At 59.8% G+C, this 26,138-nt stretch carries 24 protein-coding genes; 17 read left to right on the forward strand and 7 right to left on the reverse strand.

Features of this window, described 5'->3' with window-relative positions; genetic code table 11:
* Positions 1-56 precede the first annotated feature (56 nt).
* Positions 57-1,343: an OmpP1/FadL family transporter gene (locus AB3G35_RS09780; protein ID WP_106117174.1), complete on the forward strand. Its 1,287-nt coding sequence runs from the start codon at positions 57-59 to the stop codon at positions 1,341-1,343.
* Between the two features lie 134 nt (positions 1,344-1,477).
* Here the strand turns inward: AB3G35_RS09780 and AB3G35_RS09785 are convergent, their stop codons facing one another.
* Both AB3G35_RS09785 and mobA read right to left on the reverse strand, forming a co-directional pair.
* Complete coding sequence (locus AB3G35_RS09785) at positions 1,478-1,699, reverse strand: YgdI/YgdR family lipoprotein (RefSeq protein WP_016780035.1); 222 nt, start codon at positions 1,697-1,699, stop codon at positions 1,478-1,480.
* 104 nt (positions 1,700-1,803) lie between these two features.
* Positions 1,804-2,373: a molybdenum cofactor guanylyltransferase MobA gene (mobA, locus tag AB3G35_RS09790; RefSeq protein WP_369782584.1), complete on the reverse strand. Its 570-nt coding sequence runs from the start codon at positions 2,371-2,373 to the stop codon at positions 1,804-1,806.
* A gap of 78 nt (positions 2,374-2,451) precedes the next feature.
* Between mobA and moaB the strand changes: the two genes are divergently transcribed.
* Positions 2,452-2,991, forward strand: a complete 540-nt coding sequence (moaB, locus tag AB3G35_RS09795) for a molybdenum cofactor biosynthesis protein B (protein WP_016780037.1) — start codon at positions 2,452-2,454, stop codon at positions 2,989-2,991.
* On the forward strand, positions 2,975-4,201 hold the full coding sequence (gene glp / locus AB3G35_RS09800; protein ID WP_369782585.1) for a gephyrin-like molybdotransferase Glp: 1,227 nt from the start codon (positions 2,975-2,977) through the stop codon (positions 4,199-4,201). Before moaB ends, glp begins: the two co-directional genes overlap by 17 nt.
* 111 nt (positions 4,202-4,312) lie before the next feature.
* On the opposite strand, the gene AB3G35_RS09805 is transcribed toward glp, so the two are convergent.
* Positions 4,313-5,755, reverse strand: a complete 1,443-nt coding sequence (locus AB3G35_RS09805) for a mannose-1-phosphate guanylyltransferase/mannose-6-phosphate isomerase (protein WP_134051088.1) — start codon at positions 5,753-5,755, stop codon at positions 4,313-4,315.
* Positions 5,756-5,913: 158 nt separating this feature from the next.
* On the opposite strand from AB3G35_RS09805, the gene yegS reads away from it, so the two are divergent.
* From yegS to AB3G35_RS09820, 3 genes are all read left to right on the forward strand, one after another.
* Positions 5,914-6,807: a lipid kinase YegS gene (gene yegS / locus AB3G35_RS09810; RefSeq protein WP_086796104.1), complete on the forward strand. Its 894-nt coding sequence runs from the start codon at positions 5,914-5,916 to the stop codon at positions 6,805-6,807.
* 95 nt (positions 6,808-6,902) lie between these two features.
* A complete protein-coding gene (locus tag AB3G35_RS09815; RefSeq protein WP_016780041.1) occupies positions 6,903-7,838 on the forward strand; it encodes a chemotaxis protein CheV in 936 nt (311 codons plus the stop codon).
* A 70-nt stretch (positions 7,839-7,908) separates the two neighbouring features.
* The gene (locus AB3G35_RS09820) at positions 7,909-8,715 is read left to right on the forward strand and encodes an MOSC domain-containing protein (RefSeq protein ID WP_106117170.1); all 807 of its coding nucleotides are present in this window, start codon (positions 7,909-7,911) and stop codon (positions 8,713-8,715) included.
* Positions 8,716-8,832: 117 nt separating this feature from the next.
* On the opposite strand, the gene AB3G35_RS09825 is transcribed toward AB3G35_RS09820, so the two are convergent.
* The gene (locus AB3G35_RS09825) at positions 8,833-10,761 is read right to left on the reverse strand and encodes a transglycosylase SLT domain-containing protein (RefSeq protein WP_086796106.1); all 1,929 of its coding nucleotides are present in this window, start codon (positions 10,759-10,761) and stop codon (positions 8,833-8,835) included.
* 215 nt (positions 10,762-10,976) lie between these two features.
* Here AB3G35_RS09825 and AB3G35_RS09830 point away from each other — a divergent pair, with 215 nt between their 5' ends.
* Positions 10,977-12,893 (forward strand): ATP-binding cassette domain-containing protein, encoded by a 1,917-nt coding sequence (locus AB3G35_RS09830; protein WP_016780043.1) that lies wholly within the window; start codon positions 10,977-10,979, stop codon positions 12,891-12,893.
* A 76-nt stretch (positions 12,894-12,969) separates the two neighbouring features.
* Here AB3G35_RS09830 and AB3G35_RS09835 read toward each other — a convergent pair whose 3' ends face one another.
* Positions 12,970-13,410 (reverse strand): universal stress protein, encoded by a 441-nt coding sequence (locus AB3G35_RS09835; protein ID WP_016780044.1) that lies wholly within the window; start codon positions 13,408-13,410, stop codon positions 12,970-12,972.
* Positions 13,411-13,513: 103 nt separating this feature from the next.
* Here AB3G35_RS09835 and AB3G35_RS09840 point away from each other — a divergent pair, with 103 nt between their 5' ends.
* The 7 genes from AB3G35_RS09840 (at position 13,514) to AB3G35_RS09870 (ending at position 21,958) form a co-directional block, all read left to right on the forward strand.
* A complete protein-coding gene (locus tag AB3G35_RS09840; protein ID WP_095041340.1) occupies positions 13,514-13,951 on the forward strand; it encodes a hypothetical protein in 438 nt (145 codons plus the stop codon).
* A gap of 406 nt (positions 13,952-14,357) precedes the next feature.
* A complete protein-coding gene (gene fadB / locus AB3G35_RS09845) occupies positions 14,358-16,505 on the forward strand; it encodes a fatty acid oxidation complex subunit alpha FadB (protein WP_016780046.1) in 2,148 nt (715 codons plus the stop codon).
* A 27-nt stretch (positions 16,506-16,532) separates the two neighbouring features.
* The gene (gene fadA, locus AB3G35_RS09850) at positions 16,533-17,708 is read left to right on the forward strand and encodes an acetyl-CoA C-acyltransferase FadA (RefSeq protein ID WP_086796108.1); all 1,176 of its coding nucleotides are present in this window, start codon (positions 16,533-16,535) and stop codon (positions 17,706-17,708) included.
* Positions 17,709-17,795: 87 nt separating this feature from the next.
* Positions 17,796-18,032 (forward strand): DUF1653 domain-containing protein, encoded by a 237-nt coding sequence (locus AB3G35_RS09855; RefSeq protein ID WP_016780048.1) that lies wholly within the window; start codon positions 17,796-17,798, stop codon positions 18,030-18,032.
* A gap of 114 nt (positions 18,033-18,146) precedes the next feature.
* Entirely contained in the window at positions 18,147-20,774 is a 2,628-nt protein-coding gene (gene topA, locus AB3G35_RS09860; RefSeq protein WP_106117168.1) for a type I DNA topoisomerase, read from the forward strand.
* A gap of 309 nt (positions 20,775-21,083) precedes the next feature.
* Positions 21,084-21,605 carry a DUF6586 family protein gene (locus AB3G35_RS09865; RefSeq protein WP_095041341.1) on the forward strand — a complete coding sequence of 174 codons (522 nt, stop codon included), beginning with the start codon at positions 21,084-21,086 and terminating at the stop codon, positions 21,603-21,605.
* A gap of 119 nt (positions 21,606-21,724) precedes the next feature.
* A complete protein-coding gene (locus AB3G35_RS09870) occupies positions 21,725-21,958 on the forward strand; it encodes a hypothetical protein (RefSeq protein ID WP_003446620.1) in 234 nt (77 codons plus the stop codon).
* A gap of 69 nt (positions 21,959-22,027) precedes the next feature.
* On the opposite strand, the gene sulA is transcribed toward AB3G35_RS09870, so the two are convergent.
* On the reverse strand, positions 22,028-22,501 hold the full coding sequence (gene sulA, locus AB3G35_RS09875; RefSeq protein ID WP_088379316.1) for an SOS-induced cell division inhibitor SulA: 474 nt from the start codon (positions 22,499-22,501) through the stop codon (positions 22,028-22,030).
* Positions 22,502-22,512: 11 nt separating this feature from the next.
* The gene (lexA, locus tag AB3G35_RS09880; RefSeq protein ID WP_369782589.1) at positions 22,513-23,121 is read right to left on the reverse strand and encodes a transcriptional repressor LexA; all 609 of its coding nucleotides are present in this window, start codon (positions 23,119-23,121) and stop codon (positions 22,513-22,515) included.
* 260 nt (positions 23,122-23,381) lie between these two features.
* On the opposite strand from lexA, the gene AB3G35_RS09885 reads away from it, so the two are divergent.
* The 3 genes from AB3G35_RS09885 (at position 23,382) to AB3G35_RS09895 (ending at position 26,020) form a co-directional block, all read left to right on the forward strand.
* Positions 23,382-24,089, forward strand: a complete 708-nt coding sequence (locus tag AB3G35_RS09885) for a TetR/AcrR family transcriptional regulator (RefSeq protein WP_016780054.1) — start codon at positions 23,382-23,384, stop codon at positions 24,087-24,089.
* A 181-nt stretch (positions 24,090-24,270) separates the two neighbouring features.
* Complete coding sequence (nagZ, locus tag AB3G35_RS09890) at positions 24,271-25,269, forward strand: beta-N-acetylhexosaminidase (RefSeq protein WP_169844879.1); 999 nt, start codon at positions 24,271-24,273, stop codon at positions 25,267-25,269.
* Positions 25,270-25,282: 13 nt separating this feature from the next.
* Positions 25,283-26,020, forward strand: coding sequence for an S-methyl-5'-thioinosine phosphorylase (locus AB3G35_RS09895; RefSeq protein ID WP_088379317.1), 738 nt, complete (start codon positions 25,283-25,285; stop codon positions 26,018-26,020).
* The last annotated feature ends 118 nt before the right edge of the window (positions 26,021-26,138 follow it).

Below are 26,138 nucleotides of genomic sequence, written 5' to 3' on the forward strand. Positions count from 1 at the left end.
GCCGGCTCGAACATTGATAGCTTTCTTGGCGCTGTCCAATAATTCGAGTCCTAATAATGAATAAAAAACTGCTCAAAAGCACGCTGGCGCTGTCCGTTACCTTTGTTTCCACGCAACTGTTCGCCGGTGGTTTTGCCCTCAACGAACAAAGTGTCAGCAGTATGGGTACCGGTTTTGCCGGCCGGTCCTCTTCTGCCGACGATGCCAGCACGGTGTATGGCAACCCCGCCGGCATGTCCCGCCTCAAGCACAACGAAGTCAGCTTCGGCGCCACCTACCTCGATGCCAAATCCACTATCAAGGACGCCAGTTCTACGCAGTTTGGTGCCGATAACCCGGGCACCAACAAGGGCGACATGGTGCCCGGGATTGGCGTGCCGTTTGGCTACCTGGTGACCCCGATCGACGAACACTGGGCGTTCGGCCTGGGCGTTTATGCCCCGTTTGGTCTGGTCACCGACTATGAACACAGCTTCCAGGGCAACGGCTTTGGCAATAAAAGCAAGGTTCAAGTCATCACGGTCCAGCCGACGGTCAGCTATGCGTTCAACGACAAGGTTTCGGCAGGTTTCGGTCCGACGTTCAACCGTATCAGCGGCGAGCTGGGTTCTAAAGTGCCGGCGTTTGGCCTGGGCACGGAAAACGTCAAGATCAAGGGTGACGACACGGCCACCGGTTTCAACGCCGGCCTGTTGGTGCAGGCGCTGGCCAGCACTCGCCTTGGCGTGACCTACCACTCGCAAGTGGTTTATCACCTCAGTGGTGACACCAGCGCCTCGGGTTTTCTTACCGATCTGGTGGATGGTGGGCCGCAGCGTTATGACGCCAAGCTGAATATCACCACGCCGTCGTCGGTGGATTTCTCCGTCACCCACCAGCTCAACGATGACTGGACGCTATACGCGGGCAGTACCTACACGCGCTGGAGCCAGTTGAAGAAAATCACGGTCAACAACGCGGGGGTGTCTGACGCTGCTGTCGCGCTGGCCGGCCTGAATGCCATCACCGAAGAACAGCACTGGCATGACACCTGGTCGCACGCGATCGGCGCGTCGTACCGGGTCAACCAGCAACTGGTTTTACGCACCGGCTTCTCGGTGGACGAAACGCCCACCAACAATACGGATCGTTCGGTTCGTATTCCTACAGGGGATCGCACGGTCTTCAGCCTGGGTGCCGGGTGGACGCCAGTCGATAACCTGACCCTGGACGTTGCCTATTCCTATCTTAAGGAGGAGCCGATCAAGGTCCGTGATAACCAGCCAGCATTGGGTCTGACCTACGATGCCAAGTATGAAAACAGCGCCAACGGCTTTGGTGGTTCGGTAACGTACCGCTTTTGATCGCGTGTGTTTACCGGGTTGGTTCGCAGGCAGCAGCGTCTTGACGCCGTTGCCATCGCGCTACAAGCGTTATCGCATCCTGAAACAACAAAACCCGCACAAGGCGGGTTTTGTTTTAAGGCCAGAGAGCGGTATTACAGCTCTTTAACGGTACGAATCTGGTCTTTGTTGATGCGGGTTTCTTTACCGTCCAGTTGCTTGAACTGGTAGAAGCCTGAGTTGTCATCGTATTTAGGCGCGTCAACAGTCTGGATTTCGCGACCGTCGTTGAGTGTGATCACCGAAGGCGAGGAGCAGCCGGCAAGGGCGGCCATGCCAGCAGCGAGCATCAGGGCGGCGAGAGTCCGGTGAGTCATGGTGTATCTCCAACTAGTGAATGTACTGTTAATGATTACTGTCCCTGAGACGTATACATCGGCTGCAAGTTCCATTGCTAGTCCCGGGCAGGCACTGGCGCGGATTATTTCAGCAAATCCGCCGTATTGAAATTGGTCAGTCGCACGTCATTCTCGGCGCATTGCCAGGCCTGTGCATTGAGCTGGAGCATGATCTTGCGCGGGCTGCGTTCGCCGGCCTGCCAGGCGGTGTCGAAGGCCTCCTGCAAGGCGCAGGGGATAACACATAGCAAGGGCTCCCAGTGCTCGCCGTGGCGCACCATCAGCGGTCGCTCAGGGTGTTCGGCGGCGGTGCCCAGCAGGGCGAGGAGCAGGTCGCGGTCAATATTGGGCACGTCGCAGGGCAACACCAGCAGGTGTGCATGGCGGGCCGCAGCCAGCCCTGCGCGGATCCCCGCCAGCGGCCCGGCAAAGTCATCATTGCCATCGCTGACCAGTTGATCGGCGAAGCGGGCGTACTGATCGGGGTTGCGATTACAGGAAATGATCAGGTCATCGGTCAGCGGGCGGGCAACGCGCTGCACATAGGCTATCAGCGGCTGGCCCTGCCAGGTCACCAGACCCTTGTCCTGTCCGCCCATGCGTTGGCCGCGGCCGCCCGCCAGCAACAAGATGGAGCATTGAATCAGGCTCATGAGGCACTCCGTGCAACCAGGCAAAAGAAGCGCTGTGATATAACACCGGGCTGTTTCTCCGACAACTGGACCTCGCCTATGAAAGCCAAGGTTGATGCACCTTTCGTACCTCTGAATATCGCCGTTCTTACCGTCAGTGATACCCGAACCCTGGAAACCGATACCTCGGGCCAGGTCTTTGTCGACCGTCTGCGTGATGCCGGGCACACCCTGGCGGCACGGGTGTTGCTCAAGGATGACCTGTATAAAATCCGCGCCCAGGTTGCCAACTGGATCGCCGACGATACGGTGCAAGTGGTGCTGATTACCGGCGGCACCGGCTTTACCGCACGCGACAGCACACCTGAAGCGGTGAGCTGCCTGCTGGACAAGCAGGTGGATGGCTTTGGCGAACTGTTCCGCCAGATATCAGTGGCTGATATTGGTACCTCGACCGTGCAGTCCCGTGCCCTGGCCGGCCTGGCCAACGGTACGCTGGTGTGCTGCCTGCCGGGTTCGACCAACGCGGTACGCACCGGTTGGGACGGGATTTTGGCCGAGCAACTGGATTCTCGCCATCGCCCGTGCAACTTCGTCGCCCATTTGAAGCAGGCAGCGGCCTGTGACAGCCGTGGGTAAGCCGGGCCGCAGTGGCGCGCTGATGCCGGTTGAAGAGGCCCTGGAGCGTCTGCTGGACCTGGCTGACGCAGCGCCGATCCTTGACAGCGAATCGGTGCTGGTGGGCGCAAGTGATGGCCGTGTACTGGCCCATGATCTGGTTTCCAGCCTTGATCTGCCGCCCTGGCCCAACAGCGCAATGGACGGTTACGCCCTAAATCTGGCCGATTGGTCGGGGGAGCCGTTAACGGTCAGCCAGCGTATTTTCGCTGGCACGGCCCCCGAGCCGCTGGCACCGGGTACCTGTGCCAGAATTTTTACCGGCGCCCCCGTCCCTGCCGGGGCGGACTGCGTAGAAATGCAGGAAAACGCCGAGGTGCAGGCCGACGGGCGTGTGGTGTTTAGCCACCCCCTGCACGCAGGTCAGAATATTCGTCCTCAAGGGCAGGAAACCACCGTTGGTGAGGTTGTCTTGCCTGCGGGCACGCGCCTGGGGCCGATTGAGCAAGGGCTGGCTGCGTCCTTGGGCTGTGCCGAACTGCAGGTGGTTCGGCGGATCAAGGTGGCAGTATTGTCGACCGGCGATGAGTTGATCGAACCCGGACAACCACTGGGGCCGGGGCAAATCTACAACAGCAACCGTGTCGTGTTGTGCAGCTGGCTGACGCGCATGGGCTGTGAGGTGGTTGATGGGGGGATTTTGCCTGATGATCTGCCGGCCACCCGTCAACGCCTGGGTGAGTTGGGGGCGGTTGACCTGATTTTGTCCACGGGGGGCGTGTCGGTGGGCGAGGCAGACTTTTTGGGCATCGCGCTGCGCGAAGAAGGCGAGCTGGCGCTATGGAAACTCGCCATCAAGCCGGGCAAGCCGCTGACCTGCGGGCACTTTCGCGGTGTGCCGGTGATCGGCTTGCCGGGTAACCCGGCGTCGACCCTGGTGACGTTCGCGCTGCTGGCGCGGCCATACCTGCTGCGCCGTCAGGGCGTGCAAGCGGTGGCGCCGCTGAAGTTCCAGGTGCCTGCGGGATTTGTCTGGCCCAAGCCGGGCAATCGCCGCGAGTACTTGCGCGGGCGCCTGGAGCAGGGGCGGGCGGTGATCTACAAAAACCAGAGTTCGGGCGTGCTGCGCAGCGCGGCCTGGGCCGAAGGGCTGGTGGAAGTGCTGGAAGAGCGCACCCTGGTTGAAGGCGACTGGGTGGGGTTTATTCCCTTGAGTGAAGTACTGGTTTAGCACTGTTGCTCCATCTGTGGGAGCTGGCTTGCCTGCGATGCAGGCGACCCGCTCTTTCAGTTCAATCGCGGTGATCCCATCGCGAGCAAGCCCGCTCCCACCACAATGAACTCAAACAGGCACGCGCCCATAGATATCAGTCAGGCGCACGATGTCGTCTTCGCCCACATACTCGCCGCTTTGCACTTCGATCATGACCAGCTCGGCTTCCCCGGTGTTGCCCAGCCGGTGGGGAGTGCCGGGCTGGATAAAGGTCGATTCGTTGGTGTCGAGCCGCAAATCACGGTCGCCATTGGTGACCTGTGCAGCGCCGCTGACCACGATCCAGTGCTCGCTGCGCCGCTGGTGTACCTGCAGAGACAGCGCGGCCCCGGGCTTGACCACGATGCGCTTGATCTTGAACCCGGGGCCTTCCTCCAGCACGGTGTAAGTGCCCCACGGGCGGGTGACGGTGCGGTGCAGGCGGTAGGCATCGTGGCCCTGGCGCTTGAGCGCTTGGGCGATGTGCCTGACGTCCTGGCTGCGCCGGGCGTCTGCCACAAGCAGTGCATCCGGCGTGTCGATAATGATCAGGTCGTTGAGTCCGACCGCGCCCACAAGGCGTTTCGGCGAATCGATGTAGCAGTTATGCACATCGTGCAGTACGTTTTCGCCCGTACACTGGTTGCCATTCTCGTCAGCCCGGGTCAGTTCGCGCACCGCCTGCCATGAGCCGATATCACTCCAGCCCAGTTGGCAAGGCACCACGGCCACGTGTTGCGAGCGCTCCATCACGGCGTAGTCGATGGAGATATCAGGCACCCGGGCGAAGCTTGCGCTATCCAGTTCGAGATGACGTTGTTGCTGGCCCTCAAATATCTGACTGTGCTCCAGGCAGTGACTCACCGCATCCAGCACCTGGGGCGCATGGGCCTTGAGTTCTCGCAGCACACTGTCGGCGCGCATGCAGAACATGCCGCTGTTCCACAGATGCAGGCCACCGTCCAGGTAGCCTTGGGCCGTCAGGGCGTCAGGCTTTTCTACAAATTGCGCCACTTTAAAGCTGTCAGCGTTAAGTGCCGGGCCTTTTTCGATGTAGCCAAAACCGGTTTCGGCCCGGGTCGGCAGGATGCCGAAGGTCACCAGCCAGCCCTGTTCGGCCAGTTGCCGGGCGCTGTCGACGGCCTGAGCGAAGGCGGCAATATCGGTGATCAGGTGGTCGGCGGGCAGCACCAACAGCTGCGCATCGCCGCCGTAGCGCTGCGCCACCTGCAAGGCAGCTGCGGCAATCGCCGGGGCGGTGTTGCGGCCAAAAGGTTCGAGGATAAAGCCCAGTTCGGTGGCGGCAGTGTTCAGTGCACGGTAATCATCCAGCGTGCGAAAAAACACCTCCCGGTTGGTCACGGTCAGCAATTGCGCCACATCAGGCAGGTTCGCGGCGCGGGTAAAGGTCTTTTGCAGCAGGCTCTGGCCGTCGGGCAGGCGCATGAAGGGCTTGGGCATGGCCTCGCGCGACACGGGCCACAGCCGGGTACCCGCGCCACCGGCGATGATGCAGGGGACCAGTGTGCTCATGGAAAACGCCTCTAGAATCATGGGACTGCTGTCAGGGGCTGAAGTCTGACGGGTTCTGCGGTTTTGATCGACCCGCGAAGGTTAAATCATCCGTGCATGGGTCTTTCTGGCCTGGCTGTTGTCCAAGCAGTCAGACCGATTATGTTGAGGGATGGAACATGAGTGCAGGCAAGGCGTTTTTGATTTTGCACGGCAAGCAGGCGCTTAACGAAGACGTGCGCGCCGCCGTCGAGCAACAGCGTGCGGCGGGCCGGGAACTGGCGGTGCGCCTGACTTGGGAGGCCGGCGATGCCCAGCGCCTGGTGCGCGAGGCCCTGGAGGGCGGTTACAGCCAACTGATTGCCGGCGGTGGTGATGGCACCTTGCGCGATATTTGCGAGGCGATGGCCCTGGCCGATACCGAGGCCAGCCTGGTCTTGTTGCCGCTGGGCACCGCCAATGACTTTGCGCGGGCCGCGGGGGTTCCCCTTGAACCCGGCCCGGCCCTGGCCCTGCTGGACGCGCCAGCCCGGGCCATCGACCTGGGTGAAGCTGACGGCAAGTTGTTTTTGAATATGGCCACGGGCGGTTTTGGCAGCCAGGTCACCGCCAATACCTCCGAAGACCTGAAGAAGGTGCTGGGCGGCGCGGCTTACCTGTTTACCGGATTGTCCCGCTTCAGCGAACTGCATGCCGCCTACGCCGAATTGCAGGGGCCGGACTTCCACTGGAAAGGCGAGCTGCTGGCGCTGGGCATCGGCAACGGTCGCCAGGCCGGGGGCGGGCAAGTGCTGTGCCCCGAGGCGCTGGTGGATGATGGTTTGCTGGATATCAGTATTTTGCCTGCGCCCCAGGAAATCGTCGGCACCCTCAAAAGCCTGATGGCCGAAGGCTGGGGGCTGGATAACCTGTTTGTCCGCGCGCGATTGCCCTGGGTTGAAATCAAGACTGCCGAAGGGCTGGCAATCAACCTCGATGGCGAACCCCTTGCCGGCGATGCCGTGCGTTTTGCCGTGCGCAAGGGCGCGCTGAAGGTTCACTTGCCGCCGGGCTCGCCTTTGCTGGGCCAGTAATCGCGGGCGGGTTAATTGATGGCTAACCGATATCAAGCTCCGGGAAAACCGGCCGATAAGGTCAGGCATCAAGCACCTACGCTCAGGAGTTACTTATGGCCGGCATTCTCGACACGGTAGACCAGCGCACCCAACTGGTCGGTGAAAACCGACTGGAACTTCTTATGTTTCGCCTGGCCGGTCGGCAGCTGTTTGCGATCAACGTGTTCAAGGTGCAAGAAGTCCTGCAACTGCCAAAACTGACCCTGATGCCACACCGCCATCCCCATGTGTGTGGCGTGGTCAACCTGCGCGGCAAGACCCTGCCGGTGATCGACCTGTCCCAGGCCATCGGCATGCGTGCGCTGGTGCCTGGGCCTGACAGCACCATTATCGTCACCGAGTACAACCGCTCGGTGCAGGCCTTTCTAGTGGGCGGGGTGGATCGCATCGTCAACATGAACTGGGAGGCCATCCTGCCGCCACCTGCCAGTGCCGGGCGCAGCCATTACCTGACTGCCATCAGCAAGGTCGAGGAACAACTGGTCGAGATCATCGACGTGGAAAAAGTCCTGGCTGAAATTGTGCCGTACAACGCCAAGGTCTCGCGCGAGAAGCTGGCCGACCCGATCTTTGAGCAAGTGCGCGGGCGGGAAGTGCTGCTGGTCGACGACTCCAGCGTGGCCCTGGCACAACTGCGTGAAACCCTTTCCCAGTTGGGGATCAAGATGCACATCGCCAGCGATGGCCTAAAGGCGCTAAACATGCTCAAGGCCTGGGCCGATACCGGTCAGGTCATGACCGACAAGCTGCTGATGATCTTCACTGATGCTGAAATGCCGGAAATGGACGGCTACCGGTTGACCACGGAAATCCGCAATGACCCGCGCCTGCGCAGCCTGTATGTGGTGCTGCACACCTCGTTGTCCGGCAGCTTCAACGAATCAATGGTGAAAAAGGTCGGTTGCGACAATTTCCTGTCCAAGTTTCAGCCGGACAAGCTGGTGGATGTCGTACGTCAGCGTTTGATACTCGACCAGGTACCTGCCTGAGGTCTCCCATCTTTGCATCCGTGATCGGCTCGTATACTGTGGCTTTTTTACCTCGCAGGGAGCCAGAGTCATGCTGCATCTAAGTGCGCTTTATCGTTTCCCACTCAAGTCCGGCAAGGGTGAAAGCCTGCCCCAGGCCCGGCTGGACAAGCTGGGGCTGGAAGGTGATCGCCGCTGGATGTTGGTGGACGAAGCCAGCGGGCGTTTTCTGACCCAGCGTGCCGACCCCAAAATGAGCCAGTTGTCGGCCTTGTGGAATGCCACCGGTGGCTTGACCTTGAGCGCCCAAGGCTTCGAGGCACTGGACGTGGCGGTGCCTGATCCTGACACGGACCTGCGTGGCGTAACGATCTGGCGTGACACCCTGCGTGTGCCGGATGCAGGCGATGCCGCTGCCGACTGGCTGAGCCGTTTTGTCGAAAAACCGGTGCGCCTGGTGCATGTGCCACTCCCCAGGGCGCGCACCACTGAAGCGGGCTACGGTCGGGATGATGATCAGGTGGCGTTCGCCGATGGTTACCCGCTTTTGCTGATTGGTCAGGCTTCTCTGGATGACATTTCGCATAAGGTCGGGCGACCTCTGGATATGCTGCGCTTTCGTCCCAACCTGGTGATCGAAGGCAGCGAAGCCTTTGCCGAAGACGGCTGGAAGCGTATCCGCATTGGCGACGTGGAGTTTCGTGTGGTCAAGTCCTGCTCGCGCTGCATCCTCACCACAGTCGATCCGCATACCGGCATACGCGATGAGCAGCGTGAGCCGCTGGCAACCTTGATGACCTATCGCAAGCAGGAAAACGGCACCATGTTCGGTCAGAACCTGGTGAATGATGGTAACGGCGTACTGGAAGTTGGCATGCCGGTAACCATCCTGGAGTAATACCGTCTCTGTGGGAGCGGGCTTGCTCGCGATGTGGGCAACGGGGTCTGGCAGGCAAACCGCGTCAATGCTATCGCAGGCAAGCCAGCTCCCACAGGGAGCAGGCATCTTCAGCTGTCACTGATCATCAAAATAGCGCTCATGCCAGTCCACCACAGGCTGTGGTGCATTGAGCTTCTGGCCGTAGATCACCGAATAAGACAGCACGTTCTGCACGTATTGGCGGGTTTCGTCGAACGGGATGCTCTCGATCCATACGTCGAAGCCCAGGTGGTTGGCGCCCTTGAGCCATTGGCGTACGCGCCCTGGCCCGGCGTTGTAAGCCGCCGAAGCCAGCACCCGGTTGCCATTGAACTGGCCATGCACCTGGCTCAGATAGGCTGCGCCCAACTGAATGTTTTTGTCGGGGTTCAACACTTGCTGCGGTGAGGCCAGCGGAATGCTGAATTTTCGTGCGGTCTCTTTGGCCGTGGCTGGCATCAACTGCATCAGGCCGCTGGCACCAACGCCGGAGCGGGCATCATCCATAAAGGCGCTTTCCTGACGGGTAATAGCGAATACCCAGCTGGAATGCAGGCCGCGCAGTTTGGCTTCACGCACCAGGGTGTCGCGGTGGGCCATCGGGAAGCGAATGTCCAGGTCATCCCAGTACTGGGCCTGACTGATGGTACGAATAGCCGGGAAATACCACTTCAGGTCGTAGGCCAGCTTGGCCTGGGCGACCATTTCATCACGGCTGAACAAGCGGCTGACGTAGTACCACTCGCGGCGTCCATCGACCACCTGGCCGCGATCATGGAACTCCAGGGCGCGCTGTACCCCCGGCGTATTGCGTACTTTCTTGATCAGTTGCGGGCTCAGCACCAGCGGCCGGTTGTTCAGTTGGTAAGGCGTCTGGGCCCGGTCGGCGGCGAGGAAGCCATAGAAATCACGCTCATTGGCGACTTTTTTGAACAGTACCTGGGCTTGCGGGTTTTTCGGCTCGGCCAGCTCCAGGCTGCGCGCCTGCCAGTACCGCCAGCGGCTGGTGGTTGCCAGGTCCTGGGGCAGCTTGCGGGTCAGCTGATAAGCGTCTTCCCAGCGGCCCAGGCGCAGCAACAGGCGCAGGCGCCATTCGGTGACGGTGTTGTCGCGCAGCTCGGGATCGTACTGGGTCATGATGGCCAGGCCGCGACTGTCGTAGCGGCGGGCGAACGTCAGGCCGATTTCCCGGGCGATGGCGACTTTTTCATCGCGGGAAAAGTGCATGTTGGTGGCGTAGGTGTCGAGCAGGGATGCGGCTTTTTCCGGGTCCTGGCGCGCCAGGCGGCGCAGGCCCAGGCCTACGGCGTCAGACATGGCTTCGCTGGCCGGGGCAAAGCGCGACGGCTGGCTGAGCATATCGGGCTTTTGCGCCACCTCGATCATCAACCGGGCTTGCGGGCCCAGGGTATTGAGGCCGTTGGCCAGTTGCGTGGCCAGGGCGTAATTGCGTGCTTCAGCAGCCAGCTTGACCCGCTGCCAGCGCTTTTGCTCGGTCAGCTGGCCGGCGGCGGCCCACTGGCTGAACAGGGCGTCGCAGGCGGCAGGTTGCGCTTTGCCGACCATCCACAGTTTTTCTGCGCTGGCATAACCCTCGGCCTTGCGGTTGTGTTGCAGCTCATATTGGCCATTGAGGCAGTCCAGCTCGGTGAAATTGAGCTTGGGGTCGTAGTATTTTTCGAAAGTGGCCCAGTCGCCACGGTCTGCCAGCCAACGCAACCAGCGCAGTTTCATCCAGTTGGCTTGGGGCAGGTCGCCGTGCTCGGCTAAAAACTGTTCAATTTCAGTGTTGCTGGCCGACTTCAGGCGAGCGGTCAGCTCGTCATAGGCCAGGTACGGCGTGAGCGGGTAGCTGCGCAGGGCTGCAGCATTCTGGAAATATGGGCCGGAATCGCCTTTGGCCAGGGCGCGCTTGGCCTGGTCGTACAGTTGGCGTTGTTGAGTCAGGTCTGCGCCGTGGGCGGCTTGCACGGCGCAACTGGTGAGAAGCAGGCAGGATAAAAAGTTGAAGAGACGACTGCGCATGAGGCTTCCGTACTGATAAAAAACGCGACGAGCGCAGACCGGGCCTGCGCTGATTATTTCGTAGCTTAGCCTTTTGCCAGCGACGCGTGAACGTCTTGCCGGCCAAGCGCAGCAACTTGGCACTAAATGAAGGCAAGTCGGCACCGTACACGAAATACCCGGCCGCCCGAGGGGTTAAATCAGGTAGAATGCGCGCCCAGTTTTTGGAGAAGCTCATGACCCTGCTCAAATTCAGCGATGTGTCCCTTGCTTTCGGCTCTATGCCGTTGTTGGACAAGGTGTCCTGGCAGATCGCCCGTGGAGAGCGGGTGTGCATCATCGGCCGCAACGGTACCGGCAAGTCCAGCATGATGAAGCTGGTCAAAGGTGATCAAAAACCCGATGACGGCTCTGTTTGGCGCGCGCCCGGCCTCAAGATTGGCGAATTGCCGCAAGAGTTGCCGGTAGCCGACGAGCGGACCGTATTCGACGTTGTGGCCGAAGGCCTGGACGGTGTTGGCGAACTGCTGGCCCAGTACCATCACCTGAGCCAGAACATCGTCACCGATGCTGACCTGGACAAGCTGATGCACGTTCAGCAAGACCTCGAAGCCCGTGATGGCTGGCGCTTGCAGCAACTGGTAGACAGCACCCTGAGCCGTCTGCAGTTGCCGGCCGACAAAACCCTCGCCGAATTGTCCGGCGGCTGGCGTCGACGCGTCCTGCTGGCCCAAGCACTGGTTTCCGAACCGGACTTGCTGCTGCTCGACGAACCGACCAACCACCTGGACATCGGCGCAATCGCGTGGCTGGAAGAGGCCCTCAAGGACTTCCAGGGCGCGGTTCTGTTTATTACCCACGACCGTTCATTCCTGCAGAACCTGGCCACCCGGATTCTGGAACTGGACCGTGGCGGCCTGATCGACTGGAACGGCGACTACGCCAGCTTCCTGGTTCACAAGGAAGCTACCCTGGCCGCGGAAGAAACCGCCAACGCGCTGTTTGACAAGCGCCTGGCCCAGGAAGAAGTGTGGATCCGCCAGGGCATCAAGGCCCGTCGTACCCGTAACGAAGGCCGTGTACGCGCCTTGAAAGAACTGCGCGTAGAGCGCAGCGAGCGTCGCGAGCGTACCGGCAAGGCGAATATCCAGCTGGATACGGCAGACAAGTCCGGCAAGCAAGTGATGGTGCTGGAAAACGTCAGCTTCGCTCACCCGGGTGGTCCGTTCCTGCTCAAGGACTTCTCGATGGTCCTGCAGCGCGGCGACCGTATCGGCCTGCTGGGTGCCAACGGTACCGGTAAAACCACGCTGCTCAAGCTGATGCTGGGCGGCCTGGTGCCAACCGAAGGTACGGTTGAAGAGGGCACGCGTATCGACGTGGCTTACTTCGATCAGCTGCGCCATCAGCTGGATCTGGAAAAAACCGTGATCGACAACGTGGCCGAAGGCCGCGACTTTATCGATATCGACGGCCAGAGCCGCCACGTGCTCAGCTACCTGGGCGACTTCCTGTTCAGCCCTCAGCGTGCCCGTACGCCAGTCAAGGCACTGTCGGGTGGTGAGCGTGCGCGTCTGTTGCTGGCCAAGCTGTTCAGCAAGCCGGCCAACCTGCTGGTGCTCGATGAGCCAACCAACGACCTGGACGTTGAAACCCTGGAGCTGCTTGAAGAGGTGTTGCTGACCTTCAAGGGCACCGTGTTGATGGTCAGTCACGACCGGGCATTCCTCGACAACGTGGTGACCAGCACTCTGGTTTTCCAGGGCGAAGGCAAGGTTCGCGAGTACGTGGGCGGTTATCAGGACTGGCTGCGTCAGGGCGGCTCGCCGCGCCTGCTGGGCGTGACCGAGAGCAAGTCCGGCAAAGCCGACCTGAACTCTGCGGTGGTCGAGGCTGCCCCGGCGCCTGTGGCTGCACAGCCTGCTCCTGCAGCGAAAAAGAAACTCAGCTACAAGCTGCAGCGTGAGCTGGAAGCCTTGCCTGCTGATATCGACGCCAAAGAACAGGCAATTGCCGCGGTTGAAGCAGAAATGGCTGACGCTGGTTTCTATCAACTGCCTGCGGCCAAAACCGCAGAAGTGATTGCCAAGCTTGAAACATTGCAAGCCGAGCTTGAGCAACTGGTCGAGCGTTGGGCTGAGCTGGATGCCTGATTGATCGCGTGCTGAACTGAAAAGCCCGGCCCTTTAACAAGGTGCCGGGCTTTTTTGTTGTTACATGCAGATAAACTTAATCAGGTTTTTTCAGGCTGACGGCCAGCACGTCGCACGGTGCGCCATGCAGTACGTCGTTGGCGGTGGAACCCAGCAGCAGGGCGAGGCCGTGGCGGCCGTGGCTGCCAACCACGATCAGGTCGCAGTTTTGCGCCTTGGCCAGGGCATGGATTTCCTGGCGCGGCTGGCCGTAGTTGAGGTGGCAGTAGTCCTTGTGCAGTTGCGGGTACTTGGCGATCAGCCGCTCAAGGCGCTCTTTGGCCTGGTCGAACTGTTGCTGCTGCAATTGCGAAAGATCCATCGGCACGTCGCCGCCGAACGCCATCGCCATCGGTTCGACGATGTGTATCAGCGACAATTTGGCGCCGTTGGCCTTGGCGCTTTCACTGGCGCGGTTGATTACGGGGTCGCATTCGTCGGTCAGGTCTACGGCGACCAGGATATGTTCGTAGGGCATGTGGGGTGCTCCTGTAGATGGCGATTAATTATGAGTATGGCCCTTTTCCAGAGCCTTGGTTCAAGTCTGGGTCACGCGTTTATCAAGTAATGAGAGTACAGATATGACGGTATGGATAGTGGTGTCAATCCTGGCACTGGTTCTGAGCCCCCTGGCGTGGTTGCGTCCATCCCGGGGGCAAAGTGGTCGCATGGACCTGCGCATGGAGGCGCGGCGCATGGGTTTGTCCATGCAGCTGGCGCCCCAGGAGTGGCCGCACTGGCTTGAGCCGCAACCCCCCGGTTCCTGCGCGCAGTACCACCGCCCGCGCCGCAGTACTAAGCCTGATATTTGGTGCTATTGGCAATCGGCACCTGGGAAATGGCTCAATCGCTGGCAGGAAGAATGCGAGGACGAGCGCCTGCTGGCGCAGTTTCGCAAGCTGCCGGCCAATGTCTACAAGGTTGAGGCGGATAAACAAATGATCGTGCTGGTCTGGGGCGAGCGGGGCGAGGCCCAGGTACTCAAGGCCATTGACGAGGTGCTCAAGGCCCTGGCTTGACCCTTATGGGAGCGGGCTTGCTCGCGATGGAGTCGGCGGGGTGTGGCAGACAAATCGCGTCGTCTGAATCGCGGGCAAGCCCGCTCCCACACTTTTCGCCTGCAAGGCGCCTCAAAGGTTTCGGGCGCTCATACCGCAGGTGTCTAAACTGACTGCCGGGTCGTTTTGTCATCATTGTTTTGGACAATTGACAATCGATCGCTTTTCCGTGAAGGTGTCGACACCCAAATCAAACGGGCGTATGAATTGAGTGTTTGTCATATAAGACGATGCTTGTTCAATCCCGATTATCGCGTTGGCGGGTGTGCCTGGCGGATTGGCAACAGCATTGACGCAAAGGTCAGTGACAGCCAGACGCTAGCTTCTGACGTGTACTGTTCAGCTTCCATATCCTGGAGATCAGTTGATGATTTACGAAGGTAAAGCCATCACGGTTACGGCTCTTGAAAGTGGCATCGTCGAACTGAAGTTCGACCTCAAGGGTGAGTCCGTCAACAAATTCAACCGTCTAACCCTGAACGAATTGCGTCAGGCGGTAGATGCGATCAAGGCCGACGCTTCGGTCAAGGGTGTCATCGTTTCCAGCGGTAAAGACGTATTTATCGTCGGCGCCGACATCACCGAATTCGTCGAAAACTTCAAGTTGCCGGATGCCGAGCTGATTGCTGGCAACCTCGAAGCCAACAAGATCTTCAGCGATTTTGAAGACCTCAATGTACCCACCGTCGCAGCCATCAATGGCATCGCGTTGGGCGGTGGCCTGGAAATGTGCCTGGCAGCCGACTTCCGGGTCATGGCCGACAGCGCCAAGATCGGCCTGCCGGAAGTCAAACTGGGCATCTACCCGGGCTTTGGCGGCACCGTACGTCTGCCACGCCTGATCGGTGTTGATAACGCGGTTGAGTGGATTGCCTCCGGCAAGGAAAACCGCGCAGAAGACGCTCTGAAAGTCAGCGCCGTTGATGCTGTGGTCACTGCTGACAAGCTGGGCGCAGCTGCCCTGGACCTGATCAAGCGCGCCATCAGTGGCGAATTGGACTACAAGGCCAAGCGTCAGCCGAAGCTGGAAAAACTCAAGCTCAACGCTATCGAACAAATGATGGCTTTCGAAACCGCCAAAGGTTTCGTGGCTGGCCAGGCCGGCCCGAACTACCCGGCCCCGGTTGAAGCGATCAAGACCATCCAGAAAGCCGCGAACTTCGGTCGTGACAAAGCCCTGGAAGTGGAAGCTGCAGGTTTCGCCAAGCTGGCCAAAACCAGCGCCTCGAACTGCCTGATCGGCCTGTTCCTGAACGATCAGGAACTGAAGAAAAAGGCCAAGGTCTACGACAAGATCGCCAAGGACGTGAAGCAGGCGGCCGTTCTGGGCGCAGGCATCATGGGCGGCGGCATTGCCTATCAGTCGGCGTCCAAAGGCACGCCGATCCTGATGAAGGACATCAACGAGCACGGTATCGAGCAGGGCCTGGCTGAAGCCGCCAAGCTGCTGGTAGGTCGCGTTGATAAAGGTCGCATGACCCCGGCAAAAATGGCTGAAGTGCTGAACGGCATTCGTCCTACTCTGTCCTACGGCGATTTCGGCAACGTCGACCTGGTGGTCGAAGCGGTTGTCGAGAACCCGAAGGTCAAGCAAGCCGTGTTGGCGGAAGTGGAAAACCACGTTCGCGAAGACGCCATCCTCGCTTCCAACACCTCGACCATTTCCATCAGCTTGCTGGCCAAGGCCCTCAAGCGTCCGGAAAACTTCGTCGGCATGCACTTCTTCAACCCGGTACACATGATGCCGCTGGTTGAAGTGATCCGTGGCGAGAAGTCCAGCGACCTGGCCGTGGCCACCACCGTTGCCTACGCCAAGAAAATGGGCAAGAACCCGATCGTGGTCAACGACTGCCCGGGCTTCCTGGTCAACCGCGTACTGTTCCCGTACTTCGGCGGTTTCGCCAAGCTGGTCAGCGCCGGTGTCGACTTTGTGCGTATCGACAAAGTGATGGAAAAATTCGGCTGGCCGATGGGCCCGGCGTACCTGATGGACGTGGTCGGTATCGACACTGGCCACCACGGTCGCGACGTGATGGCTGAAGGCTTCCCGGACCGCATGAAAGACGACCGCCGCTCGGCGATCGATGCGCTGTACGAGGCCAAACGCCTGGGTCAGAAGAACGGCAAGGGCTTCTACGCCTACGAGGCTGACAAAAAGGGCAAGCAGAAGAAACTGGTTGATTCGAGCGTGCTTGAAGTGCTCAAGCCAATCGTTTACGAGCAGCGCGACGTGACCGACGAAGACATCATCAACTGGATGATGATCCCGCTGTGCCTGGAAACCGTGCGTTGCCTGGAAGACGGTATCGTTGAAACTGCAGCCGAGGCCGATATGGGCCTGGTCTACGGCATTGGCTTCCCGCTGTTCCGTGGTGGCGCGCTGCGCTACATCGATTCGATCGGTGTTGCAGAGTTCGTCGCCCTGGCCGATCAGTACGCTGAACTGGGCGCGCTGTACCACCCGACTGCGAAGCTGCGTGAGATGGCCAAGAACGGCCAGAGCTTCTTCGGTTAAGCGCCCCATTAGAGTGAGAGTGAAATTATGAGCTTGAATCCTAGAGACGTGGTGATTGTAGACTTCGGTCGCACCCCGATGGGCCGCTCCAAGGGTGGCATGCACCGCAACACCCGTGCTGAAGACATGTCCGCGCACCTGATCAGCAAAGTGCTGGAGCGCAACAGCAAGGTTGACCCTGGCGAAGTGGAAGACGTGATCTGGGGCTGTGTCAACCAGACCCTGGAGCAGGGCTGGAACATCGCGCGCATGGCGTCGTTGATGACCCAGATCCCGCATACCTCGGCCGCACAGACTGTGAGCCGCCTGTGCGGTTCGTCGATGAGCGCCCTGCACACAGCTGCGCAAGCGATCATGACCGGCAACGGTGACGTTTTCGTGGTGGGTGGCGTCGAGCATATGGGTCACGTGAGCATGATGCACGGTGTCGACCCTAACCCGCACATGTCGCTGTACGCGGCGAAAGCCTCGGGCATGATGGGTTTGACCGCAGAAATGCTGGGCAAGATGCACGGCATCAGCCGTGAGCAGCAGGATGCCTTTGCCGTGCGTTCTCACCAGCTCGCCCACAAGGCGACGGTAGAAGGCAAGTTCAAGGACGAAATCATCCCGATGCAGGGGTATGACGAAAACGGCTTCCTGAAAATTTTCGACTACGATGAAACTATTCGTCCAGATACCACCCTGGAAAGCCTGGCGGCGTTGAAACCTGCGTTCAACCCTAAAGGCGGTACCGTGACTGCAGGCACTTCGTCGCAAATCACTGACGGTGCTTCGTGCATGATCGTGATGTCGGCCCAGCGTGCAAAAGACCTGGGTCTTGAGCCGCTGGCCGTGATCCGCTCGATGGCAGTTGCCGGTGTGGATCCTGCGATCATGGGCTATGGTCCAGTACCGGCTACGCAAAAAGCGTTGAAGCGTGCAGGCTTGAATATGGCCGATATCGACTTCATTGAGCTCAACGAAGCTTTCGCTGCACAGGCCCTGCCGGTGCTGAAAGATTTGAAAGTGCTCGACAAGATGAATGAGAAGGTTAACCTGCACGGCGGTGCCATCGCACTGGGTCACCCGTTTGGATGCTCGGGCGCTCGTATCTCTGGCACTTTGCTCAATGTAATGAAGCAAAATGGCGGCACCTTCGGGTTGTCCACCATGTGCATTGGTCTTGGCCAGGGCATTGCCACCGTCTTCGAACGCGTCTAAGCGTTGCGATGATGGAAGCCGGGGCCTTGTGCCCCGGTTTTTGTTTTTAAGCGGATTTATTTTTTTATTTTGCAGAGGGGCCGCAACATGCCGCTACAACCTGGGCTCTATCAACATTACAAAGGTCCGCAATATCGGGTATTCAGTGTGGCACGCCACTCCGAAACCGAAGAGGACGTAGTGTTTTACCAAGCCCTGTATGGCGATTACGGCTTTTGGGTGCGCCCGCTGAGCATGTTCCTGGAATCGGTGGTGGTGGAGGGCGAACAGGTCCCGCGCTTTGCCCTGATTCAGGCCGAACCCAGCGTTTTTTCAAGGCCATAAGGCAAGGTCGCGCAGAACCCTGTGCTTGACCTCACCTTGTAGCCACTATATATAGCGGTGCCGCGTCAGGCGCGAACCGCCTTTCACTTCTAGAATTCAGGAATTTTCTGATCCATGGGCAAATCGCTGGTCATTGTGGAATCCCCGGCTAAGGCCAAGACCATCAACAAGTACTTGGGCAACGAGTACGTGGTGAAGTCGAGTATCGGCCATATCCGAGACCTGCCCACCAGCGGTTCGGCTAGCGCCAGCAAAGAACCGGCTGCCAAGCGTGGCAAGGCAGCGGCGGGCGAAGCGCCGGCCCTGTCGCCGAAAGAGAAGGCTCAAAAGCAGCTGATCTCGCGCATGGGCGTTGATCCCGAACACGGCTGGAAAGCCAAGTACGAGATCCTGCCTGGCAAGGAAAAGGTTATCGAAGAGCTGCGCCGGCTCGCCAAGGATGCTGACACCATCTATCTCGCAACCGACTTGGATCGCGAGGGGGAAGCCATTGCCTGGCACCTGCGCGAAGCCATCGGTGGTGATGACACCCGCTACAAGCGCGTGGTGTTCAACGAAATCACGAAAAAAGCGATTCAGGAAGCCTTCTCCAAACCGGGCGAACTGGATATCAACCGCGTTAACGCCCAGCAGGCTCGCCGCTTTCTCGATCGCGTAGTGGGTTACATGGTTTCGCCCCTGCTGTGGGCCAAGGTCGCCCGTGGCTTGTCGGCAGGCCGCGTGCAATCGGTGGCTGTGAAGCTGGTGGTGGAGCGTGAGCGCGAGATCCGTGCGTTCAACCCTGAAGAATACTGGGAAATCCACGCCGATCTTGGCACCGCCAAGGGTGCGAAGGTGCGTTTCGACGTGGCCCGCGAAAAAGGCGAGGCGTTCAAGCCGCTGAACGAAGCGCAGGCAATGGCTGCGCTGGAGAAGCTCAAGGCTTCGAACTACAGCATCGTCAAGCGTGAAGACAAACCGACCAGCAGCAAGCCGTCGGCGCCTTTCATTACCTCCACCCTGCAACAGGCCGCGAGCAATCGCCTGGGCTACGGGGTGAAGAAAACCATGATGATGGCCCAGCGTTTGTATGAAGCGGGCTACATCACGTATATGCGTACCGACTCCACCAACCTGTCGGCCGATGCGGTCGAGATGGCGCGCACCTACATTGAAGGCGAATTTGGCGCGGACTACCTGCCGCCGGCGCCGAACGTGTACAGCAGCAAGGAGGGCGCACAAGAGGCTCACGAAGCGATTCGTCCTTCTGACGTAAACATGCACCCGAGCAAGCTGACGGGCATGGAGCGCGACGCTGAGCGCCTCTACGAGCTGATCTGGCGTCAATTCGTGGCGTGCCAGATGCTGCCGGCCAAATACCTGTCGACCACCGTCACGGTGGCGGCCGGTGATTTTGAGCTGCGTGCCAAGGGCCGCATCCTCAAATTCGACGGTTACACTCGTGTCATGCCGCAAATTGCCAAGCCGGGCGACGACGATGTGCTGCCGGACATGGCCCAGGGCGATGCCCTGAAGCTGATCGAGCTCGACCCGAGCCAGCACTTTACCAAGCCGCCTGCGCGTTACTCCGAAGCCAGCCTGGTAAAAGAGATGGAAAAACGTGGCATCGGTCGTCCTTCGACCTATGCGGCGATTATCTCGACCATTCAGGATCGTGGTTACGTGGCGCTGCATAACCGCCGTTTCTACTCCGAAAAAATGGGCGATATCGTCACCGAGCGCCTGTCCGAGAGCTTCTCCGACCTGATGGACTACGGCTTCACGGCCGGCATGGAAGAGAACCTCGATGACGTGGCGCAGGGTGAGCGCGACTGGAAAAACGTGCTGGACGAGTTCTACGGCGACTTCAAGAAGAAGCTCGAAGTAGCGGCGGCGCCGGAAGGCGGCATGCGCGCCAACCAGCCGGTAATGACTGACATCCCGTGTAAGGAATGCGGTCGTCCGATGCAGATTCGTACTGCCTCGACCGGTGTTTTCCTGGGTTGCTCGGGCTATAGCCTGCCGCCTAAAGAACGCTGCAAGGCCACGGTCAACCTGGTGCCGGGTGATGAAATCGCCGCGGACGATGAAGGCGAGTCCGAGTCGCTGGTACTGTTGGGCAAGCACCGTTGCCCGATCTGCAGTACGGCGATGGACGCCTACCTGCTGGACGAGAAGCACAAGCTGCACATCTGCGGTAACAACCCGGATTGTGTTGGCTATGAGATCGAAGAAGGCAACTACCGCATCAAGGGCTACGAAGGGCCGAGCCTGGAGTGCGACAAGTGCGGCAGCGAAATGCAGCTCAAAACCGGGCGTTTCGGCAAATTCTTCGGCTGTACCAATGCCGAATGCAAGAACACCCGTAAACTGCTGAAAAGCGGTGAAGCGGCGCCGCCGAAAATGGACCCGGTGAAAATGCCGGAGCTTAAGTGCGAGAAGGTCAACGACACATACATCCTGCGTGATGGTGCTTCGGGGTTGTTCCTGGCTGCCAGCCAGTTCCCGAAAAACCGCGAGACCCGCGCACCGCTGGTGATCGAGATTGTTCCGCACAAGGACGAGATCGATCCCAAGTACCACTTCTTGTGTGAAGCACCGAAGAAAGACCCGGATGGCCGCCCGGCAGTGATCCGCTACAGTCGCAAAACCAAAGAGCAGTACGTGCAGACTGAAGTGGATGGCAAACCGACTGGCTGGCGTGCGTTCTACGACGGCAAGGCCTGGAAGGTTGAAGACAAGCGTAAAGAAAAAGACGCCTGATCCGAGCTGATCGCTGAATAAAAAAACCGCGCAAGGGCTGCATGCCTTGCGCGGTTTTTTGTTTTGGCTAGAAGGTTTGTAGCAGCTGCCGAAGGAACGAGGCTGCGTTCGGCGGCGAAGCCGTCGTAAGTCAGGCGACTCGGTGTGTCAGCAATATTGAGCGCTCTAGTTTTACGACGACTGCGTCGCCGAACGCAGCCTTCGTTCCTCGGCAGCTGCTACGAGACCTATGTGCAACGCTTGCGCCAGCACGCCTTGATCCCTGAGACTGCACCACCTGCCTTTATCCATTCGTTGTGGAGCGCCCCCATGGCTCACGAACTCTATACCCGTACCAATCAGAAGATCTATTTCGCTGGCCTGGCCCTGGAGGCCATGAACAAGGCGAGTGAAGGGCGGGCCATGAATGCTCAGGCGCTGGTTCAGGCTGAACGCGAATCGGCGATTTTCCACCTGTATGGCGCTTTGCTTGGCTTGTGCCATGAGATTGCGGGCTTTTATCGCCTGTCTCAAGCCAGCGCGCCACGGGTCGAGTTGCTGCTCACCCGCCAGGTGCTGGAGGAGAAGGCCATCCCTGAGCTGGCAGAGCTGGTCGAGCTGGCTTGCGCGCCGCAAACCTGGCTGGCGCAGTTGGTGGCCACCCATGCCGCGCTCTATCAGCCCCTGCAGGCGCCGAAAAAGGTCAAGGTGGATGTGTTCCAGCCTTTGATCGATACGGTCAACCTGGAGGACGAGGCGCCGCTGGGGCTAAGCCGCGAAACCCTGGAAGAGTGGCGCCAGAACCTCAAGGCGCTGGCCATTCGGTTCCGTGATGGACTCAACGAGTGCTGAGGGTCAAAAGCGAAACGGTACAGTCATTCATCAGTCTGTAGGCCTAAGCACTACAGATCCTGGGAATTTTCAGCAGGATGGCTGATATACTCCCACGCTTTCGTGGAGAACACATTTATATGCCAACGTCCTTTCTAGAAATTGTCGAGTTGCCAGACGGCCGCATCGAGTTGCGCCGTGCTGAAGACGAAGGGTCTTTGGTCACGCTGAATTTTTCTGAAGATGCCAAGGCTTTTCTTCAGGGGCAGCACGTTGAGGTGGCCAAAGCCATGCTCAGCGTCGGTGTACAAATGGCGGGTCGGCTGGCCGAAGGCGAGCTTGAAAAAGACGATGGGCCGCGCATTCTTCATTAAGCGCTCCCGGATCCGGTGCCACAGTCAGGCAAGTGCGTTCTGCACTGGCCCTGTGGCGGCGTCGGTTGTTTAGCCCAAACGAATATTCAGGCTTTGCCCGTTGCCGGTACGCGCAGCGCTGATCAACTGTTGGCGCGCAGCACTGGCCAGCGGGTTGATCCAGCTGACCACTGTGTGGCTGCGGCCCAGGCGCAGTGCTTCGCAGGTGAGCTGCAAGGCGCTTTTATTGCCGTTGGGCTGCAGCAGCAGAATGCGCTCGCGGTTCAGCCCGGCGTCGCGCAGCCAGCTTTGGGTCAGGCTTGCAGGCGGTGCGATCAGGGTCAGCCAGCGGGCGTTTTGTTGCTCGCTCAGCTCGCGCAACATGGGGGCAAGCAGGTTCAGGCAGTTTCCGGCGGCACCGCGTAGCGACAGTTCACTGAATACTTCAGGTTCGGCGCTCCAGGGTGAGTCGAGCACGCCCTGGATTGCCGGTGTCATGGGTTGTGCCATAAACGCCTCGAACAGGGTGAGTTGTGCTGGCAGCGGTGTGTGGGGAAACTGCATGACGCCTCCTATTAGCGGCGAATAACGCCGACGCTCAGGCCTTCAATAACCAGTTCCTGCTCTTTGAGATTGACTTCAATAGGGGCAAAATCCGGATTTTCAGCGATAAGCCAGACTTTGCTGCCTTCACGCTTGAAGCGTTTTACGGTCACTTCGTCGTCGATGCGTGCCACCACAATCTGGCCGTTGCGCGCTTCGCGGCAGGTGTGTACAGCCAGCAGGTCGCCATCGAAGATGCCGACGTCCTTCATGCTCATGCCCTGTACGCGCAGCAGGTAATCGGCCCGCGGATGGAAGAAGGTCGGGTTGATGTTGCAGGACTCTTCGATATGTTCCTGCGCCAGAATCGGCGCGCCGGCAGCGACACGACCGATGATGGGCAGGGTGGATTCGTCAGCCTTGGCTTCAAAGCCGGGGATGCGAATGCCCCGTGAGGCGCCTGGAGTCATCTCGATGGCGCCCTTGCGGGCCAGGGCCTTGAGATGTTCTTCGGCGGCGTTGGGGGACTTGAAACCCAGTTCCTGTGCGATCTCGGCACGGGTGGGCGGGTATCCGTTGTCATCCAGGCATCGCTTGATGAAAGCCAGGATCTCAGCTTGGCGTGGCGTCAGTTTTAACATGATGATCGCTCTGTCTTTTTATACAGTGACTGGGATTATATACAGTGAAGGCGTATTGGCAATCATCCATTTCCGGCAGTCCGCTGGACGGTCATTGCCAGGTCGCGTGGCCCGCACTTTATCAGGTGGGGCCTGGCTGGCCGAGGCTGTGGTTAAATGCGAAACCGCCCGGTCGCAAAACGAATACGTCATCTTGACTTTTCACAAGCTGAAACGTATGTTTCAAACAAGTGTTTAAATGTTTGTCAGGCGGAGTAGTCATGGCCCAGTCGGAAACCGTTGAACGTATCCTTGATGCTGCCGAGCAGCTGTTCGCGGAAAAAGGGTTTGCTGAAACCTCATTGCGGCTGATTACCAGCAAGGCCGGGGTCAATCTGGCGGCGGTCAATTACCATTTTGGTTCAAAGAAAGCGCTGATCCAGGCGGTGTTCTCACGCTTCCTGGGGCCATTCTGTGCCAACCTGGACCGTGAGCTGGAGCGCCGTCAGGGCAAGCCGGAGAATCGTCCGACGCTTGAGGAGTTGCTGGAGATGCTGGTCGAGCAGGCGCTGGTGATCCAGCCACGCAGCGGCAACGACCTGTCGATCTTCATGCGCTTGCTCGGGCTGGCCTTTAGCCAGAGCCAGGGCCATTTGCGCCGCTACCTTGAAGACATGTACGGCAAGGTGTTCCGTCGCTACATGTTGCTGGTCAACGAAGCGGCCCCGCAGATCCCGCCCATCGAGCTGTTCTGGCGCGTGCATTTCATGCTCGGCGCCGCGGCCTTCAGCATGTCCGGGATCAAGGCGTTGCGTGCCATTGCCGAGACCGATTTTGGCGTCAACACCTCGATCGAGCAGGTCATGCGCCTGATGGTGCCGTTCCTCGCGGCCGGCATGCGTGCCGAGAGCGGCGTCACGGATCCGGCAATGGCCAGTGCCCAGCTTCGCCCGCGCAGTAAAACCGCACCGGTCAGCGCCAAGGTTTGACCTGCTGCGGGTGGGCGCGGCAGCTTTGTTCCGCTAAGCTAGCTGCCATGCCCAGCCCTGTCTTGTTCCCGTCTGTCGATTCGTCGCTGCCTCTCTGGAGTGCGGCGCGCAGGCCCGTGCCCGCGCATCCGGACCGGGCAACAAGCGCTCTCTTTCTTAAGGATTTCCCATGAGTTCTGCCTTGCAAGGCTCCTTGATGGTAGACGTCGCCGGTACCTGGCTGACGGCTGAAGACCGGCAATTGCTGCGCCAGCCTGAAGTGGGTGGGTTGATCATCTTTGCACGCAATATCGAACACCCGCGCCAGGTGCGCGAGCTGAGTGCGTCAATTCGCGCCGTGCGCCCGGACCTGCTGCTGGCGGTGGACCAGGAAGGCGGCCGGGTGCAGCGCCTGCGCCAGGGCTTTGTGCGCCTGCCTGCCATGCGCGCGATTGCCGACAACCCCAATGCCGAGTATCTGGCCGAGCAATGTGGCTGGATCATGGCCACTGAAGTACTGGCGGTGGGGCTGGACTTGAGCTTTGCCCCGGTTCTGGACCTGGACTATCAGCGCAGTGCGGTGGTGGGCAGCCGCTCGTTCGAGGGCGACCCCGAGCGCGCCGCTGTTTTGGCCGGGGCATTTATTCGCGGGATGAACGATGCGGGCATGGCTGCCACCGGTAAGCATTTTCCGGGGCATGGGTGGGCTGAAGCTGATTCTCATGTAGCCATCCCTACTGATGAGCGCAGCCTGGAGCAGATCCGTGCCCATGACCTGGTGCCCTTTGCCCGCTTGAGCAAACAACTGGCAGCCGTCATGCCGGCCCATGTGATCTATCCGCAAGTCGACAGCCAGCCAGCAGGCTTCTCCCGCCGCTGGCTGCAGGATATCTTGCGCGGCGAGCTGCAGTTCGACGGGGTGATTTTCAGTGACGACCTGTCGATGGCAGGTGCCCATGTGGTGGGTGATGCCGCCAGCCGCATCGAGGCGGCCCTGACGGCCGGTTGCGACATGGGGCTGGTGTGCAACGACCGTGCAGCGGCAGAGCTGGCGCTGACTGCGGCCCAGCGCCTGAAGGTAACGCCGTCGCCGCGCATTGCGCGCATGCGCGGTCAGGCCTGGGCCAGCACCGATTATCGGCAGAGCCCGCGCTGGCGGGTAGCGATGGGCGCACTCAAAGATGCTCAATTAATTGATTAAGGGATCTGCCTCAATGACGGTTTACGCAATTATCGGCGGCACGGGGCTTACCCAGCTGGAAGGGCTGACCATCAGCCGCTCCCTGGCGCTGGACACGCCTTACGGGCCGACCTCGGCCGATATCCAGATCGGTGAATTCGGCGGGCGCGAAGTGTTGTTCCTGGCCCGCCACGGCCACCCGCACCGGGTGCCGCCGCATCAGGTCAACTACCGCGCCAACCTGTGGGCGCTGAAGCAGGCCGGGGCCGAGGCGATTCTGGCGGTCAATGCGGTGGGTGGTATCCACATGGCGATGGGTACCGGGCATTTTTGCGTGCCGCACCAGTTGATCGACTACACCAGCGGTCGCGAACACACCTATTTTGCCGGTGATCTGGAGCATGTGACCCATATCGACTTCAGCTATCCCTACACCGAGTCGTTGCGTGAGCAGTTAATTGGCGCGCTGGCAGCCGAGGGGTGTTCCTACAGCAGCCACGGCGTTTATGCCGCGACCCAGGGGCCGCGTCTTGAGACCGTGGCAGAGATTGCTCGTCTTGAGCGTGACGGTTGCGACATTGTGGGCATGACCGGCATGCCGGAAGCTGCTCTGGCCCGCGAGCTGGAACTGGATTACGCGTGCCTGGCGCTGGTGGTCAACCCGGCGGCGGGCAAGTCGACGGCGATTATCACCATGGCTGAAATCGAGCAGGCGCTGCATGACGGCATGGGCAAGGTCAAAGCGACGTTGGCGCGGGTGCTGGCTGGCTAAGACTTGCCGATGAATTGTGGGAGCGGGCTTGCTCGCGATGCAGGCGCCTCGGCCTGTCTGAAACACCGAGGCGATACCATCGCGAGCAAGCCCGCTCCCACAATAGGGGTGTGCAATT

It is taken from the genome of Pseudomonas sp. WC2401 (assembly GCF_041200115.1).
Taxonomy (GTDB): domain Bacteria; phylum Pseudomonadota; class Gammaproteobacteria; order Pseudomonadales; family Pseudomonadaceae; genus Aquipseudomonas; species Aquipseudomonas fragi.